Genomic DNA, 16114 nt, shown 5'->3' with positions numbered 1-16114 from the left:
CGGGTGTGTGCGTGTCTGGCCGCGCAGTTCCCCGCGCCCCTGAGTACTCGTAGTCAGGGGCGCGGGGAACTGCGCGAGCAACCACCCGCCAACCCGCGGGTAAACAACCCCCGGCCCCGCGGAGCGGTTTAGGGAAGGGGCGGGGAGGGGCACAGCCCGCCGCAGGCGCGACCCCGCACAACGTTTCCAGCGCCACGCGGCGGCAGCCGCAAATCCAGCGCAGCGGGAAGGGGCGGGGAGGGGCGCCCTCCAGCCCGCCGCAGGCGCGACCCCGCACAACGCTTCCAGCGCCACGCGGCGGCAGCCGCAAATCCAGCACAGCGGGAAGGGGCGAGGAGGGGCGTCCCACGGGCCCGCCGCAGGCGCGACACCGCCCGCTGTTCGGGTGCCGCGCGGGGGAGGTGTCCACGCCCGGATGCCCGGGTGAGACACTGTGGCCCACTTGGGCGGCAGGACCCAGGAAGCCGGTGTGAGACCGGCGCGGTCCCGCCACTGTGACCAGGCCCTCAGCGGCCCGGAAGCCAGGAACTGACCTGCCGCCCTCCATCCGTACAGGGGACGTGGAAATCCCCGAGGAGGCACAACAGCATGTCCTGGCGCACCCGGGCGGCCCTCATGGCCGCGGCCCTGCTCCCGCTCACCGCCTGCGGTACGAGCACCACCCCCACCGCCGACAAGGCCCCGGCCGCCGCCGGATTCCCGTACACCGTCGAGAACTGCGGTGTGAAGACCACCTTCACCAAGCCCCCCGCCCGCGCGCTGCCGATGAACCAGCACGCGACCGAGGTCCTGCTTGAGCTCGGGCTCGCGAAGTCCATCACCGGGACCGCCTACCTCGACGACAAGATCCTGCCGAAGTACGCCGACGAGTACGCGAAGATCCCCGTCGTCGCCAAGGAGTACCCCGGCAAGGAGAAGCTCCTCGCCGCCAACCCCGACTTCGTCTACGGCGGTTACGCCTCCGCCTTCGACCCCAAGCAGGGCCGCTCCCGCGAGGACCTCAAGAAGTCGGGGATCGAGTCCCGGCTGAACATCGAGTACTGCACCAAGGGGAGCAGTGCCGTCGATGACATCTACCGCGAAGTGGCCGAGACCGGGCGGACGTTCGGCGTCGGGGACCGGGCCGACAAGTGGGTCGCCGGGGCGAAGAAGACCATCGGGGACACCGAGAAGCAGCTCAAGGGCGTGCCGCCGGTCAGCGTCTTCGCCTACGACAGCGGCGACAAGACCGCATCGACCACCGGCGGCAAGGGCATCGCCAACGAAATGATCACGCGGGCGGGCGGCAGGAACGTGATGGCCGACGTGGCCAAGTCCTTCACCGACGCCTCCTGGGAGCAGGTCGTCACCCGCAAGCCCGACGTCATCATGATCATCGATTACGGGTCGACGACCGTCGAGCAGAAGAAGAAGCGGCTGCTCGACGACCCGGTGCTCAAGGACGTGCCGGCCGTCAAGAACAAGCGGTTCGCCGTGATGCCGCTCTCCGAGCTGGTGGTCGGCGTCCGCGCCCCCGCCGCGATCGAGAGGCTGGCGCTCCAGCTGCACCCCGAGCTCAAGAAGTAGCGCGGGCGAGCCGGCCGTGAGCTGCAAGACCCCGCCCGCCAAGGGCCCCCTGCGCTACACCCTCGTCATCGGCGTGCTCACCGTCGTCCTCGCGGCGGCGATGGTCGCCGGACTCGCCCTCGGGCAGGTCCGGATCCCGGCCGCACAGGTGCTCGACATCGTCACCGGGGGAGCGGAGCCCAGCCCGTTCCGGACGATCGTCCTCGACGTACGGATGCCGCGCGTGCTGCTCGGGGCGATCGTCGGGGCGGGGCTGGCGGTCGTCGGCACCGTCCTCCAGGCGCTGGTGCGCAACCCGCTCGCCGACCCCTACCTCCTGGGCATATCCTCCGGCGCGTCCGCCGGCGTCGTGCTCGTCATCGTCTTCGGGCTCGGCAGCGGGCTGGGGCTGACGACCGCCGTCACCATGCCCGCCGGGGCCTTCGCGGGCTCGATGCTCGCGCTCGTGCTCGTCTACACGCTCGCCAGACGCGGCGGACAGATGACCGGAACCCGCCTGGTCCTGGCGGGAGTCGCCGTCGCGTACATCCTCTCCGCGCTGACCAGCCTGATCATGGTCACCTCCGCCAAGCGCGAGCACTTCCAGGAGGCGATGTACTGGACGCTGGGCGGGCTCGGCAGCGCCCGCTGGGACGCGCTGCCGCTGCCCGCCATCGTCCTCCTCGCGGGCACCGCACTCCTCGTCGCCCTCGCCCGGCCGCTCGACCTGATGCTGGTGGGGGAGGAGGGGGCGACCGTCCTCGGGCTCGACACCTCGCGCTTCCGGGCCGCCGTCTTCGTGCTGACCTCGCTGGTCACGGGCGTGCTGGTGTCCGTTTCCGGGGCGATCGGCTTCATCGGACTGCTGGTGCCGCACGCCGCCCGGATGCTGGTCGGCGCCTCGCACCGGACGCTGCTGCCGGTGGTCGGGCTGGGCGGGGCGGCGTTCCTGGTGCTGGCCGACCTGGCCGCCCGCACGATCGCCGAACCCCAGGACGTACCCGTCGGCATCCTCACCGCGTTGATCGGCGGCCCGTTCTTCCTGTGGCTGCTGCGGCGGCGTCCCGAAGGAGCCCCGGCGTGACCGTTCTCCGTACCGAAGCACTCTCGTACGGCATCGACGGCCGGCACCTCGTCGACGCCATCGACATCGAGGCGGGCCCCGGCGAGACCATCGGCCTCGTCGGCCCCAACGGCAGCGGCAAGACCACCCTGCTGCGCTGCGTCTACGGCACCCTCACCCCCACCCACGGCCGCGCCCTCCTCGACGGCGAGGACCTGCACGCCATGGGCGCCAAGAACCGTGCCAAGCGCCTCGCCACCGTCCCGCAGGACGGACAGGCGGTGTTCGAGCTGACCGTGCGCGAGGTGGTCGCGATGGGGCGCTCGCCGCACAAGAAGTTCTGGGAGGCGGACACCGCCGCCGACGCGGTCCTCGTCCAAGAGGCCCTGGAGCGGGTCGGCATCACGGACCTCACCGAGCGCGCCTTCCCCTCCCTCTCCGGCGGCGAACGCCAACGTGCCCTGGTAGCAAGGGCGTTGGTCCAGCAGCCCGCCCTCGTCGTACTCGACGAACCGACCAACCACCTCGACATCCGCTACCAGCTGGAAGTCCTCTCCCTGGTCCGCGACCTGGGCACCACCAACCTCCTCGCCCTGCACGACCTCAACCTCGCCGCGTACTACTGCGACCGGATCTACGTCCTGGACGGCGGCCGGATCGTCGCCTCCGGCACCCCCGACGAGGTCCTCACCCCCGACCTGCTCAAGCGCGTGTACGGGGTGAACGCCGAGGTCAGCATCCACCCCACGACCGGCGCCCCGACCGTCGTCTACCTCCCGCCGTCCGCCTGACGGACACATCCCTCTCACCAGGTGAGATCACATGCCCGGATCGGGGCCGGGAATCTATACGATGACCGCATGGTTCCCCATGACGTGACAGCGAAGACGACGCCGGGCAGCGTGCTTGCGCTCGCTCCGCTGCGCTCCGCCTCCACGCTCCTTTTGGGGGCCTTTGGATGTGGAGCGGCGCGCCTGCACGTCGACCTGTGCCGGCTCGACAGCACCCTCTGTACGGCTGCCTGACCCACCCGCACCACTGCGAACCACGCAACACCCCCGCGCGGGGGGAGGACGACCTGCCGCGCGCCCGTTCCCGCAAACGCCCCGCCCCTCTCGCGCACGTACTCCCCAGAAGGAGCCGCAAGCCATGGCCATCGAGGTCCGCATCCCCACCATCCTGCGCACCCACACCGACGGCGCCAAGGCCGTCGAGGGCAACGGCGCCACCCTCGCCGACCTCCTCGCCGACCTGGAGACCCGCCACACCGGCATCCAGGAGCGCATCGTCGACAAGGGCGAGCTGCGCCGCTTCGTCAACGTCTACCTCAACGACGAGGACGTCCGCTTCCTCGACGGCATCACCACCAAGCTCGCCGACGGCGACAGCGTGACGATCCTGCCCGCCGTCGCGGGCGGCTCCCGCTGACATGCGGTACGACTCCCCGCTCGCCGCGGTCGGCAACACCCCGCTGGTACGCCTGCCGCGCCTCTCGCCCTCCGCCGACGTCCGCATCTGGGCCAAGCTGGAGGACCGCAACCCGACGGGCTCGATCAAGGACCGCCCCGCGCTCCACATGGTCGAGCAGGCCGAGAAGGACGGCCGGCTCACCCCCGGCTGCACCATCCTGGAGCCCACCAGCGGCAACACCGGCATCTCCCTCGCCATGGCCGCCAAGCTCAAGGGCTACCGCATCGTCTGCGTGATGCCCGAGAACACCTCCCAGGAGCGGCGCGACCTGCTCACCATGTGGGGCGCCGAGATCATCCCGTCCCCGGCGGCGGGCGGCTCCAACACGGCCGTACGGGTCGCCAAGGAGCTCTCCGCCGAGCACCCGGACTGGGTGATGCTCTACCAGTACGGCAACCCGGACAACGCGGGCGCCCACTACGCCACCACGGGCCCCGAGATCCTCACCGACCTGCCCTCGATCACCCACTTCGTCGCGGGCCTCGGCACCACCGGCACCCTGATGGGCGTCGGCCGCTACCTCCGCGAGCACAAGCCGGACGTCAGGATCGTCGCCGCCGAGCCGCGCTACGACGACCTCGTCTACGGCCTGCGCAACCTCGACGAGGGCTTCGTGCCCGAGCTGTACGACGCCTCCGTCCTCACCACCCGCTTCTCCGTGGGCTCCGCCGACGCGGTCACCCGCACCCGCGAGCTCCTCCAGCAGGAGGGCATCTTCGCGGGCGTCTCCACCGGCGCCGCCCTGCACGCGGCGATCGGTGTGGGCAGGAAGGCCGTCAAGGCGGGGGAGTCCGCCGACATCGCCTTCGTCGTCGCCGACGGCGGCTGGAAATACCTTTCCACCGGCGTCTACACGGCCCCCACCACGGAGGCCGCCATCGAGACGCTGCAGGGCCAGCTCTGGGCGTAGCCAAGGACAAGGACGAAGGAAGGGCCCGGCGCGAACCACTTCGCGCCGGGCCCTTCCACGTGCGTACGAGCTCCTAGCGGGGAGCGGGAATGGTCGCCCGCACCTCCGGCTCCACAGCCTTCTCCTGCGCCTTCTCCTCCGGCGCGACCCCCACCTTGCGGCGCAGCCGCTGCGGCATCTTCCGGTTCAGCCACTTCGCCGCCGGTTCCTCCACGAAGTGGAAGAGCGCCCATGACATCGCCGTCACCACCAGGCCGCAGCCCAGCAGGTCGAACAGCACGCTGTCGTCGTCCCCGGCCCGGCCCCAGGCGTACGTCGCCAGCCGGGAGACCGAGTGGTGCAGCAGATAGAAGCCGTAGCTCCAGGCACCGAGCAGGATCAGCACCTTGTTGTTGAGGATGCCCCGGTGGCCGTTGATCTCCCGCTGTACGAACGCCACGATGATCAGCATCGACAGCAGGGCGACGACGGGCCGTACGGCGTAGTCGAGCTGCCCGACCCAGGCGTCGGAGAGCCGGGCGCGGCCCTGGTAGTACCCGTACACGTACAGCCCGAGCAGCAGCACCGGGACGATCGGGCGCATCGGCAGCCGCCAGCCCCGCCGCACCGCCAGCGCGACCGTCATGCCGAGCAGGAACTGCGGCAGGTAGACGAGCGGGTTCCGCATGATCCAGCCCTCGGCGGGGCCGGAGAAGGTGGCTGCCGCCCACCAGTTGACCGCCCACATGCCGACCAGGCCGACGCCGGTCGCCAGGGCCAGCGTCCGGGTGCGCAGCCGTACCGCGATCCGGGCGGCCAGCGGGAACAGCGCGTAGAAGAGCAGCTCGACGCTGAGCGTCCAGGTGACCTCGTTGCCCGGCAGCGTCGGCGTGACGCCGGGGAACCAGGTCTGCACGAGGAACAGCGACGAGATCAGGCTCGGCCAGTCGATGGAGTGGTGAGCGGCGATGTAGTACGCGTAGACGCCCAGCACGGCCGCCACCAGCGAGGCGGGCCAGATCCGGCCGATCCGCCGCCAGTAGAACGCGAGCGGGTGCTCCTGCGGCTTGAAGACCCAGGTCAGCAGGAAGCCGGAGAGCACGAAGAAGAAGGTGACACCGTGCCCGCCGATCATCGAGTACGGGAAGATCAGCGGCGCGGTGCCGTAACCGGTGCCCTGGCCGTGCCCGGAGAAGTGGTGGGCGAACACCGCGAACGCGGCGAAGAATCTGAGACTGGTGAGGGAGTCGAGACGATTGGGCAGAGCGGAGGAAACGGACGGCTGCCGGAACGACTCGGGGACGAGGCGCGGACGGGCAGCGGTGAGCGTCGCAGTCACAGGCATCTCAGTACGTCGGGGACATGGAGGGAACGTTCTGCAAAGGTGCTGTTGAGGTCTCGTGCACGCCGGGGGCGCATAGGGCGACCGGTGGGGTATCGACCAAGAGCGCACAGGCTAGCGCAGGCATCTGTGCCTCCGATGTGAGCTGCGTCGCCTCTGTTCCCCCTGGTCGGCCCTTGTGTGTCAACGACGCCGGAGCCTTTCGGGCAACGCCCGGGCCCTTCCCCGGCTCAGCGGGCATGCCGTTCCCGGACGGCGCCGGTACCTTCGAGCCATGGACACGTCGTGGTGGCTGGCGCTGCTCGCAGTGGTCGTGATCGCGCTGGTCGCCGCGCTCACGGACGGATGGGGCCGGAGCGGGCGCCCCCGCCGGCGCGGCCGGGGCCCCGCCAGGGACCGGACCCGCCCGCCCGGACGCCCCACCGGGCCCCGCCGCACACCGGGCAGACTGCCCACGCGGCTGCCGAGGGCCGGGGAGATCTGGTGGGCGGACGTGCCGTACGAGGACGGGCCCGGATCGAAGGACCGGCCCTGTCTGGTGCTGTCGGTGCGCGGGGAGAGCGCGGTCGTCGCGAAGATCACCAGCAAGTGGCAGCACGACCGGGCCGGAGTGATCGCACTGCCACCGGGCTCGGTGGGGGACGCACAGGGCCGCCCCAGCTTCCTGGAGACGGACGAACTGCGCGACGTGGCGCTGTGGGACTTCCGCCGCCGGGTGGGAACGGCGGACCCGACGGTGTGGGACCAGGTGCGGCACCTGGCGCACTGAACGGCGCGCCGCCCGGCTCACCGGTCTTCTGTCCCTCCCTCAACACCGTCCCGGTGAGGACCAGTTCGTCCCACGCTCCCCAGCCGGGTACGCGCCCCCGTGCGCTCCCCCCGAACCGGTGACACCCCAGGTGAGTTGCCCCACAACGACCGGCGGTCGAGGAGCGGGACCCCCTGGCGCGCCTTACGCTCGACGCACCCCACCCCCCTCCCCGCACCCGCCCCCGCACCACGGAGGTCCCAGCTCAATGAAGCTCACCGTCGTCGGCTGCTCGGGGTCGTTCCCGTCCGTGGAATCGGCCTGTTCGAGCTACCTCGTCGAGGCCGACGGCTTCCGGCTGCTTCTCGACATGGGCAACGGTGCCCTCGGCGAGCTGCAGCGCCACACCGGTCTCTACGACCTGGACGCGATCTTCCTCAGCCATCTCCACGCCGACCACTGCATCGACATGACCGGCTACTTCGTCACCCGCTACTACCGCCACGACGGCGGCCGCGCCCCCAGCCTGCCGGTGTACGGACCCGAGGGCACCGAGGAGCGGCTGTCCGCGGCGCACGCGGACCTCCCCACCCCGGACGCGATGAGCGAGGTCTTCGACTTCCACACCCTGAAGCCGGGCTCCTTCGAGATCGGCCCGTTCTCCGTGCGTACGGAGAAGATGCGCCACCCCGTCGAGACGTACGGCATCCGCCTGGAGCACGGCGGACGCACCCTCACGTACTCCGGGGACACCGGGCCCTGCGAGTCCCTGTACGAGCTGGCCCAGGGCAGTGACCTCTTCCTCTGCGAGGCATCGTTCCTGCACGGCAAGGAGGACATCCCGGAGCTGCACATCAACGGCCGCCAGGCCGGCGAGTACGCGCAGCGGGCCGCGGCGGGCCGCCTCGTCCTGACCCACATCCCGCCGTGGACGGACGCGGAGCGCAATCTGCGCGATGCCCGCCAGGTGTACGGGGGGCCGGTCGAGGTGGCCGCCAGGGGTGCGGTCTACCAGGTCTGACGCAGGGCCGGTAACGAACGGGGAAGGGCCCCGGAACCTTTCGGTTCCGGGGCCCTTCCGTCAGTACAACCGCCCTGCGGCGAGGCTTACTTCGCCTCGGCCTTCTGGAGCTCGGCGAGCTCCTCGTCGGACTCGCGGCCCGGCGTCGGGATGTTGAACTTCGTGATCGCGAAGCGGAAGACGAAGTAGTAGATCACCGCGAAGCAGAGGCCGACCAGGACCAGCATCCACGGCTTGGTGGCGATGCCCAGGTTGAGGAAGAAGTCGATCGCACCGGCGGAGAAGCCGAAGCCGTCCTTCATGCCGAGCGCCCAGGTCAGGGCCATGGAGACACCGGTCAGCACCGCGTGGACGCCGTAGAGCACCGGGGCCAGGAACATGAAGGTGAACTCGATGGGCTCGGTCACACCGGTCACGAAGGCGGTCAGCGCGAGCGAGAACATCATGCCGCCGACGATCTTGCGACGCTCGGGGCGGGCGCAGTGGACGATCGCCAGGCAGGCCGCCGGGAGGGCGAACATCATGATCGGGAAGAAGCCGGTCATGAACTGGCCCGCGTTCGGGTCACCGGCCAGGAAGCGGGCGATGTCGCCGTGCTTGCCGTCGAACTCGCCGGCCTGGAACCACGGGAAGGAGTTCAGCAGGTGGTGCATGCCGACCGGGATCAGCGCACGGTTGGCGACACCGAAGATGCCCGCGCCGACCGCGCCGGAGCCGACCAGCCACTCACCGAAGTTGTGCAGACCGGTGCCGAGGATCGGCCAGATGAAGCCGAAGACGATGCCGGTGATCAGACCCGCGAAGGCGGAGAGGATCGGGACCAGACGACGACCGCCGAAGAAGCCCGCCCAGTCGGGCAGCTTGGTCCGGTAGAACTTCTGGTACAGCAGGGCGACGATGATGCCCATGACCACGCCGCCGAGCACACCGGCGTTGACCGGGGCGTCGTTCATGACGATCTTGCCGTCGACGACCGCGGCGACCTTGGGCAGGTTGCTGTCGGTGAAGGTGGCGAGCACCTTCTGGAAGACCAGGTAGCCGGTGACGGCGGCCAGGGCGGTCGAGCCGTCCGACTTCTTCGCGAAGCCGATCGCGATACCGACGGCGAACAGGATCGCCATGTTGTCGATGATCGCGCTACCGCCGGCGGCCATGTAGCCGGCGATCTTGGTGAGGAACTCCGGGAAGCTGTCGCGGCCGAGCATGTCGGGCTGGCCGAGGCGGATCAGCAGTGCGCCCGCGGGCAGCACGGCGACCGGCAGCATGAGGCTGCGGCCGATGCGCTGCATGACGGCCATCACGCCCGCGCCCTTCTTCTTCTCAGCCGCGGGGGCGGCGCTGGCCTTGGACATCTGATCCTCCATGGGGGCAAGGCGCCGCCAGGACATGGAAAAGAGGGGGACGGCGGCGTCTCCGGGGGCTGCGCGCGAACCGAAGAGTTCGGGTCGCGTGGTCTACACCACTCAGTGGTGTAGACCAGTTGTAACACGGTGAGGGGGAGATAAGGAACCCGTGATTCCGCACCCCTTGGTCACATCCGCACAGAACAGACAAAGGCCCCCGGACCGCATGGGTCCGAGGGCCTTTTGGGTGGGGACGTACGCCCCTAAATCAGTGCCGCCTACAGCTGCTTGTCCGCTGCTTCTCTACTTCGTGTTCGCCCGCTCGATCTCCTCCTCCAGCTCCTCGGGTTCCCGTCCGGGAGTCGGCAGGTTGAACTTGGTGATCGCGAAGCGGAAGAGCACGTAGTACACGACCGCGAAGCACAGACCGATCGGAATGATCATCCAGGGCTTCGTCGCGAGGCCCCAGTTGATGACGTAGTCGATCAGACCGGCCGAGAAGCTGAAACCGTCCTTGACGCCCAGCCCCCAGGTCACCGCCATCGAGACACCCGTGAGCACCGCGTGGATCGCGTACAGCGCCGGGGCGATGAACAGGAACGAGTACTCCAGCGGTTCGGTGATGCCGGTGACGAACGAGGTCAGACCCACCGAGAGCATCAGTCCGCCGACCGCCTTGCGGCGATGCGGTCTGGCGCAGTGCGTGATGGCCAGCGCCGCCGCGGGCAGCGCGAACATCATGATCGGGAAGAAGCCGGAGGTGAACTGGCCCGCCGTCGGGTCGCCCGCCAGGAAGCGGTTGATGTCACCGTGCACGGTGGTGCCGTCCGGCTTGGTGTAGCTGCCGAACTGGAACCAGAGGGGCACGTTCAGGAACTGGTGCAGACCGATCACCAGCAGACCGCGGTTGGCGATGCCGAAGATCGCCGCACCCAGCGAGCCGAGTCCGATCAGCCAGTCACTGAAGCTCTCCAGGGCGCTGCCGACCGGCGGCCACACCCACAGGCAGAGCGCGGCGAAGACGATCGCCACGAAGGACATGATGATCGGCACCAGGCGCCGGCCGTTGAAGAAGCCGAGCCAGTCGACCAGCTTGGTGCGGTGGTACTTCTGCCAGAAGTACGCCGCCAGCAGACCCATCACGATGCCGCCGAACACACCGGGATTCTGGAACTGGAAGGCCGAGACGGTGTTGTCCGCCGCCTGGCACCCCGTCGCGACCGCCTTCGCGCCGTCCGCGCAGTCCATCGGGAACTGGCGCAGCACGTTGTAGTACACGAGGAAGCCGACCACCGCGGCCAGCGCGGTCGAGCCGTCCGCCTTCTTGGCCATGCCGATCGCGACGCCGACGCAGAACAGCAGCGGCAGCCCGAGGTTGGCGTCCAGCAGGGCGCCGCCCGCGCCCATCATGACCTTGGCGACGTTCTCCCAGCCGAGGCCGTCCTTGCCGAACACGTCCGGCTGGCCCAGGCGGTTCAGGATGCCCGCCGCGGGGAGGACCGCGATCGGCAGCTGAAGGCTGCGGCCCATCTTCTGCAGGCCCTGGAACAGGCCGTTCCACCACTTGGGCCGCGGCGCCGCCGCGCTCTGCACACTCATGGACGTCCTCCCGGAACAAGCCATTCCTCACGGGTGTTGCACACTGGTGTAGACCAGTTGCGATACGGTCCCGGAGTGCTGCGGTGCGCGGACCTCCGGTGATCGTCATCCTTTGCCACGTACGACCCAGGCGCCCGCGAAGATGGGCCAACCGTGGGTTAACGTGACAAAGCGGCCAACGCTGGGCCGACGCGGCGTGACGCAGCGACCTTTGATCATCAGGGAGAAACACATGGCCACCAAGGCTGAGAAGATCGTCGCCGGGCTCGGCGGGCTCGACAACATCGAAGAGGTCGAGGGCTGCATCACGCGCCTGCGGACCGAGGTCATCAACGCCGACCTCGTCGACGAGGCCGCGCTCAAGGCCGCGGGCGCCCACGGCGTCGTCCGCATGGGCACCGCGATCCAGGTCGTCATCGGCACCGACGCCGACCCGATCGCCGGCGAGATCGAAGACATGATGTGAGCCACTGAGCTCCCCCGCCAGGGCCCGGATCCGACCCCCGGATCCGGGCCCTGTCACGTCCGGCGACGACGCGTCCCGTGACCGGCCGCCCCGCCCTGCCGCGTCCACCGACGGCGCCCCTCGCGAACCGGCCTTCTCGCGCCCTTCGCGCATCGGTCACCCCGCGCCCTTTGCGCGCCGGTCACCCTGCCCCCGCGAACGGGCCGCCCGGCCCCCTCGCGAACCGGCCACCCCACACCGCCCCGGGCCGGCCCCCCTGTCGCAGCGACTAGGCTCGTCCCATGTCTCGTATCGACGGCCGAACCCCCGAACAGCTCCGCCCCGTCACCATCGAACGCGGATGGAGCAAGCATGCCGAGGGCTCCGTCCTCGTTTCCTTCGGTGACACGAAGGTCTTCTGCACCGCCTCCTTCACCGAGGGCGTCCCCCGCTGGCGCAAGGGCAGCGGCCAGGGCTGGGTGACCGGCGAGTACTCGATGCTGCCGCGCGCCACCAACACCCGGGGCGACCGCGAGTCCGTACGCGGCAAGATCGGCGGCCGTACGCACGAGATCAGCCGGCTCATCGGCCGCTCGCTGCGCGCCGTCATCGACTACAAGGCGCTGGGCGAGAACACCATCGTCCTGGACTGCGACGTCCTCCAGGCCGACGGCGGCACCCGTACCGCTGCCATCACCGGCGCGTACGTCGCCCTCGCCGACGCCATCGCCTGGGGCAAGTCCAAGAAGCTCATCAAGGCCAACCGCGAGCCGCTCACCGGCACCGTTTCGGCCGTCTCCGTCGGCATCGTCGACGGCGTCCCGCTCCTCGACCTCTGCTACGAGGAGGACGTCCGCGCCGACACCGACATGAACGTCGTCTGCACCGGCGACGGCCGCTTCGTCGAGGTCCAGGGCACCGCCGAGGCCGAGCCCTTCGACCGCAAGGAGCTCAACGCGCTCCTCGACCTGGCCGCCGGCGGCTGCGCCGACCTCACCGCTCTCCAGACCCGCGCCCTGACCGCGGCGAACGCGGACACCGAGGCCCCCACCGCACCGTAGGCGGGATCGCGCCACCCCGGGCGCCCCTCGGGTGTCCCGAGCAACCACCCGGATCCTCCCGGCGTCGTAACGGATACGGGTGTACGGCTTCAACTCCGTACACCCGTCCGTCCGTTGACCAACGACACCACCGACGCCACGGACCACACGTGGCCCGTCCCGGGAGGACCCTTCCCCATGCCGTCCGCTGTACGCCGCCCCCGCCAACGCGCCCTCCTGGCCCTCGCCGCGGCAGCTCTCGCGCTGCCGCTCGCCGTCGGCTGCGGAGCCCTCGACAAGGCCATGGACTGCGCCAAGACCGCAACAGCCATCGCCAGGAGCGTCGACAAGCTGCAGCAGGCGATCAGCTCGGCGGTGAACGACCCGACCCAGTCGAAGCAGGCCCTGGACGACATGGACCGCGAGCTGAAGAACCTCGGCGACCAGACGGACAACGCCGACCTCTCCAAGGCGGTCAAGGACCTCGGCGCGGGCATCACCAACGTCCGCAAGGCCATCGACTCCGGCGACACCAGCCCGGAACTCAAGCCCATCACCGACGCGGCCGGCGAGATCGGCAAGGTCTGCACCCCGGGATAGCGGGTCCGGACAGAGCCTGGGGCACGGGGCGGTCCCCGTGCCCCTTAGCGTGGACCCATGACCACCCGCCTCGTCCTCGCCACCCGCAACGCCGGCAAGATCACCGAACTCCGCACGATCCTGACCGGCGCAGACCTCCCGTACGAGCTCGTCGGCACCGACGCGTACCCGGAGATCCCCGACGTCAAGGAAACCGGCGTCACCTTCGCCGAGAACGCCCTCCTCAAGGCCCACGCCATGGCGAAGGCCACCGGGCTGCCCGCCATCGCCGACGACTCCGGTCTCGCGGTCGACGTGCTGGGCGGCGCCCCCGGCATCTTCTCCGCCCGCTGGTCGGGCACCCACGGCGACGACAAGGCGAACCTGGACCTCCTGCTGGCCCAGCTCGGCGACATCGCCCCCGAACACCGCGCCGCGCACTTCGCCTGCGCCGCCGCCCTCGCCCTGCCCGACGGCACCGAGCGCGTGGTCGAGGGCCGGATGCCGGGCACGCTGCGCACCGCCCCGGCCGGCACCAACGGCTTCGGCTACGACCCGGTCCTCCAGCCGGAGGGGTACGAGGTGACCTGCGCGGAACTCTCCCCGGCGGAGAAGAACGCCATCTCGCACCGCGGCAAGGCCTTCCGGGCCCTGGTGCCGGTGCTGCGCGAACTGCTGGGCTGAGCACGGCTTCAGCACACGTACGACCTCGGCGCGCACACGACGAAGGGCCGCCCGTGCGAGACGGGCGGCCCTTCGCCGTACGTGTGCGGCCGGGGGGACTCGAACCCCCACGGGTTTTACCCCACTGGGACCTAAACCCAGCGTGACTGCCAATTCCACCACGGCCGCGGGTGCGCCCCCATCGTAAGGGGCGCGTGCGGCTGGGCCGTGCGGAAGGTCAGAACTTGGGCTCGCGGACCTGTGCTTCGACCAGTTCCGCCGCTTCCTCCTTCGTCTCGACCGACGGAGGGGAGCCTTCCAGCGGCTTCTGGGCGGTCTCCTTCATGCAGGCGACCGCGATGATGCCGATCAGGGCGGCGGCCATCGAGTAGTACGCCGGCATCAGGTTGTTGCCCGTCAGCGCGATCAGCCCGGTGATCACCAGCGGCGTCGTACCGCCGAAGAGCGAGGCGGAGAGGTTGTAGCCGACCGACAGGGAGCCGTACCGGACCGAGGTCGGGAACAGTGCGGGCAGCGCCGCCGACATGGTGCCCAGCAGACAGACCAGGGACAGCCCCAGCATCAGCATTCCGGCGATGATCGCGGGGATGCTGCCCTGGCCGATCAGCAGGAAGGCCGGCAGCGAGAGGAAGAAGAAGCCGACCATGCCGGCCATCAGCAGCGGCTTGCGGCCGAAGCGGTCGCTGAGCTTGCCCACCTGATTGATGATCAGCATCAGGAACACCATGACGCCCAGCAGGATCAGCAGGCCGTGGGTCTCCGAGTAGCCCAGTTCGTCGGAGAGGTACGTCGGCATGTACGAGAGCAGCATGTAGTCGGTGACGTTGTACGCGCCGACCAGGCAGATGCACAGGATCAGGGTGGGCCAGTAGTCGCGGAAGATCCGGCCCAGGTCGCCCTTGGCGGACTTCTCGACGGCGTCGGCGGCCTCGGAGGCCCGCGCGTTCTCGTTCTCCAGCTTCTGGAAGGCGGGCGTCTCGTCCAGCTTGAGCCGCAGGTAGAGGCCGATCAGGCCCATCGGGGCGGCGACCAGGAAGGGGATGCGCCAGCCCCACTCGCGCATCACGTCATTGCCCAGGACCGCGGTCAGGGCGGTGACCAGACCGGCGGCGCCGACGTAACCGGCCAGCGTGCCGAACTCCAGGAAGCTGCCGAAGAAGCCCCGGCGCTTGTCCGGCGCGTACTCGGCGATGAAGGTGGACGCGCCGCCGTACTCACCGCCGGTGGAGAAGCCCTGGAGCATCCGGAAGAGGATCAGCAGGATCGGTGCCCAGATGCCGATCGAGTCCCAGGACGGGATGAGGCCGATGGCGAGGGTGCCGATCGACATCAGGATCATCGTCAGCGCCAGGACCTTCTTGCGGCCGATCCGGTCGCCCATCGGCCCGAAGAACATCCCGCCGAGCGGCCGCACCAGGAAGGCGACGGCGAAGGTCGCGAAGGAGGAGAGCAGCTGGGCGGTGTCGTTCCCGGACGGGAAGAAGACCTTTCCCAGGATGACGGCGAGATAGGAGTAGATGCCGAAGTCGAACCACTCCATGGCATTGCCCAGCGAGGCCGCCTTGACCGCCCGCTTGACCGCCGCTTCGTCCGTGATGGTGATGTCGGACCTGCGCAGACGCGGATTCTTGCGTCTCTTGATCGTGCGGAAGAGCGCACGGTGCCGCTTGACCGCCTCGGGGTCGGCCTCGGCCTGCGGCTCGTTCTCCGCCATGGTGCAGATCCTTTCCTTGAACACCTGTCCAAGGATTACTTCTGCACAATCGCGACGACCGCAAACGGAAGCCCTGTGCAAAGAGGACTTTCGTCACTCCGGCGCACAGGGCTTCGGTCCCGGTCCTGGGCGAGGACCGTCAGATCTTCAGGTCCTTGATGATCTTCGCTACGTGGCCGGTCGCCTTGACGTTGTAGAAGGCGTGCTCGACCTTGCCCGCCTCGTCCACGACGATCGTCGAGCGGATCACGCCCGTCACCGTCTTGCCGTACAGCTTCTTCTCGCCGAAGGCGCCGTACGCCTCCAGGGTCTCCTTGGACGGGTCACCGACCAGGGTGACCTTCAGGTCCTCCTTCTCGCGGAACTTCGCCAGCTTCTCCGGCTTGTCGGGGGAGACGCCGATGACGTCGTACCCGGCGGCGGCGAGCACGTCGAGGTTGTCGGTGAAGTCGCAGGCCTGCTTGGTGCATCCGGGGGTCAGCGCGGCCGGGTAGAAGTAGACGATGACCTTGCGGCCCTGGTGGGAGGCGAGGGAGACGTCGTTGCCGTCGGCGTCGGGCAGGGTGAAGGCGGGGGCGGTGTCGCCGGGGACGAGGCGCTCGCTCATGGGAACTCCCGGGTGGGGTAGGAGG

Annotated in this window: 17 protein-coding genes, 1 tRNA gene and 1 riboswitch; of the genes, 12 read left to right on the top strand and 6 right to left on the bottom strand. The window is 69.6% G+C overall.

All coding sequences use genetic code 11. The features are described from left to right. Nucleotides 1-434 precede the first annotated feature (434 nt). Nucleotides 435-551: riboswitch (cobalamin riboswitch) on the top strand. A 37-nt stretch (nucleotides 552-588) separates the two neighbouring features. The 6 genes from ACZ5PB_RS31110 to ACZ5PB_RS31085 all read left to right on the top strand — a co-directional run bounded on the left by ACZ5PB_RS31110 (nucleotide 589) and on the right by ACZ5PB_RS31085 (nucleotide 4988). After that, nucleotides 589-1566, top strand: coding sequence for an ABC transporter substrate-binding protein (locus ACZ5PB_RS31110; protein ID WP_468695738.1), 978 nt, complete (start codon nucleotides 589-591; stop codon nucleotides 1564-1566). 16 nt (nucleotides 1567-1582) lie between these two features. Continuing rightward, complete coding sequence (locus ACZ5PB_RS31105; protein ID WP_468695736.1) at nucleotides 1583-2629, top strand: FecCD family ABC transporter permease; 1047 nt, start codon at nucleotides 1583-1585, stop codon at nucleotides 2627-2629. Further along, on the top strand, nucleotides 2626-3399 hold the full coding sequence (locus ACZ5PB_RS31100; RefSeq protein ID WP_468695734.1) for an ABC transporter ATP-binding protein: 774 nt from the start codon (nucleotides 2626-2628) through the stop codon (nucleotides 3397-3399). The genes ACZ5PB_RS31105 and ACZ5PB_RS31100 overlap by 4 nt, the downstream gene beginning before the upstream one ends. Before the next feature lie 69 nt (nucleotides 3400-3468). Next, on the top strand, nucleotides 3469-3633 hold the full coding sequence (locus ACZ5PB_RS31095) for a putative leader peptide (protein ID WP_468695733.1): 165 nt from the start codon (nucleotides 3469-3471) through the stop codon (nucleotides 3631-3633). 124 nt (nucleotides 3634-3757) lie between these two features. After that, nucleotides 3758-4036 (top strand): MoaD/ThiS family protein, encoded by a 279-nt coding sequence (locus ACZ5PB_RS31090; protein WP_468695732.1) that lies wholly within the window; start codon nucleotides 3758-3760, stop codon nucleotides 4034-4036. 1 nt (nucleotide 4037) lies between these two features. Beyond that, on the top strand, nucleotides 4038-4988 hold the full coding sequence (locus tag ACZ5PB_RS31085) for a PLP-dependent cysteine synthase family protein (protein WP_468695731.1): 951 nt from the start codon (nucleotides 4038-4040) through the stop codon (nucleotides 4986-4988). A gap of 73 nt (nucleotides 4989-5061) precedes the next feature. Here the strand turns inward: ACZ5PB_RS31085 and ACZ5PB_RS31080 are convergent, their stop codons facing one another. After that, nucleotides 5062-6306, bottom strand: a complete 1245-nt coding sequence (locus tag ACZ5PB_RS31080) for an acyltransferase family protein (protein WP_468695729.1) — start codon at nucleotides 6304-6306, stop codon at nucleotides 5062-5064. A 277-nt stretch (nucleotides 6307-6583) separates the two neighbouring features. Between ACZ5PB_RS31080 and ACZ5PB_RS31075 the strand changes: the two genes are divergently transcribed. Together ACZ5PB_RS31075 and ACZ5PB_RS31070 are read left to right on the top strand one after the other, a co-directional pair. After that, nucleotides 6584-7078 carry a type II toxin-antitoxin system PemK/MazF family toxin gene (locus ACZ5PB_RS31075; protein ID WP_468695727.1) on the top strand — a complete coding sequence of 165 codons (495 nt, stop codon included), beginning with the start codon at nucleotides 6584-6586 and terminating at the stop codon, nucleotides 7076-7078. A gap of 247 nt (nucleotides 7079-7325) precedes the next feature. Beyond that, the gene (locus ACZ5PB_RS31070) at nucleotides 7326-8078 is read left to right on the top strand and encodes an MBL fold metallo-hydrolase (protein ID WP_468695726.1); all 753 of its coding nucleotides are present in this window, start codon (nucleotides 7326-7328) and stop codon (nucleotides 8076-8078) included. A gap of 86 nt (nucleotides 8079-8164) precedes the next feature. Here ACZ5PB_RS31070 and ACZ5PB_RS31065 read toward each other — a convergent pair whose 3' ends face one another. Both ACZ5PB_RS31065 and ACZ5PB_RS31060 read right to left on the bottom strand, forming a co-directional pair. Then, nucleotides 8165-9430, bottom strand: a complete 1266-nt coding sequence (locus ACZ5PB_RS31065) for a PTS transporter subunit EIIC (protein WP_468695725.1) — start codon at nucleotides 9428-9430, stop codon at nucleotides 8165-8167. A gap of 294 nt (nucleotides 9431-9724) precedes the next feature. After that, nucleotides 9725-11020 carry a PTS transporter subunit EIIC gene (locus tag ACZ5PB_RS31060; protein ID WP_468695724.1) on the bottom strand — a complete coding sequence of 432 codons (1296 nt, stop codon included), beginning with the start codon at nucleotides 11018-11020 and terminating at the stop codon, nucleotides 9725-9727. Between the two features lie 232 nt (nucleotides 11021-11252). On the opposite strand from ACZ5PB_RS31060, the gene ACZ5PB_RS31055 reads away from it, so the two are divergent. The 4 genes from ACZ5PB_RS31055 to rdgB all read left to right on the top strand — a co-directional run bounded on the left by ACZ5PB_RS31055 (nucleotide 11253) and on the right by rdgB (nucleotide 13768). Next, nucleotides 11253-11486 carry a PTS sugar transporter subunit IIB gene (locus tag ACZ5PB_RS31055; protein WP_468695723.1) on the top strand — a complete coding sequence of 78 codons (234 nt, stop codon included), beginning with the start codon at nucleotides 11253-11255 and terminating at the stop codon, nucleotides 11484-11486. 281 nt (nucleotides 11487-11767) lie between these two features. Continuing rightward, a complete protein-coding gene (rph, locus tag ACZ5PB_RS31050; protein ID WP_468695722.1) occupies nucleotides 11768-12526 on the top strand; it encodes a ribonuclease PH in 759 nt (252 codons plus the stop codon). Nucleotides 12527-12703: 177 nt separating this feature from the next. Continuing rightward, nucleotides 12704-13105, top strand: a complete 402-nt coding sequence (locus tag ACZ5PB_RS31045; RefSeq protein WP_468695721.1) for a hypothetical protein — start codon at nucleotides 12704-12706, stop codon at nucleotides 13103-13105. 57 nt (nucleotides 13106-13162) lie between these two features. Beyond that, on the top strand, nucleotides 13163-13768 hold the full coding sequence (rdgB, locus tag ACZ5PB_RS31040) for an RdgB/HAM1 family non-canonical purine NTP pyrophosphatase (RefSeq protein ID WP_468695719.1): 606 nt from the start codon (nucleotides 13163-13165) through the stop codon (nucleotides 13766-13768). A gap of 84 nt (nucleotides 13769-13852) precedes the next feature. Here rdgB and ACZ5PB_RS31035 read toward each other — a convergent pair. The 3 genes from ACZ5PB_RS31035 to bcp form a co-directional block, all read right to left on the bottom strand. After that, nucleotides 13853-13936 (bottom strand) — tRNA-Leu (locus ACZ5PB_RS31035). Nucleotides 13937-13985: 49 nt separating this feature from the next. Continuing rightward, nucleotides 13986-15482, bottom strand: a complete 1497-nt coding sequence (proP, locus tag ACZ5PB_RS31030) for a glycine betaine/L-proline transporter ProP (RefSeq protein WP_468695718.1) — start codon at nucleotides 15480-15482, stop codon at nucleotides 13986-13988. Nucleotides 15483-15621: 139 nt separating this feature from the next. Continuing rightward, nucleotides 15622-16089 carry a thioredoxin-dependent thiol peroxidase gene (gene bcp / locus ACZ5PB_RS31025; protein ID WP_468695716.1) on the bottom strand — a complete coding sequence of 156 codons (468 nt, stop codon included), beginning with the start codon at nucleotides 16087-16089 and terminating at the stop codon, nucleotides 15622-15624. Between the last annotated feature and the right edge of the window lie 25 nt (nucleotides 16090-16114).

It is taken from the genome of Streptomyces sp. NPDC032721, from assembly GCF_055579625.1.
Note: the sequence above shows the minus strand (reverse complement) of the source record. Positions and strands in the feature narration are given on the sequence as shown.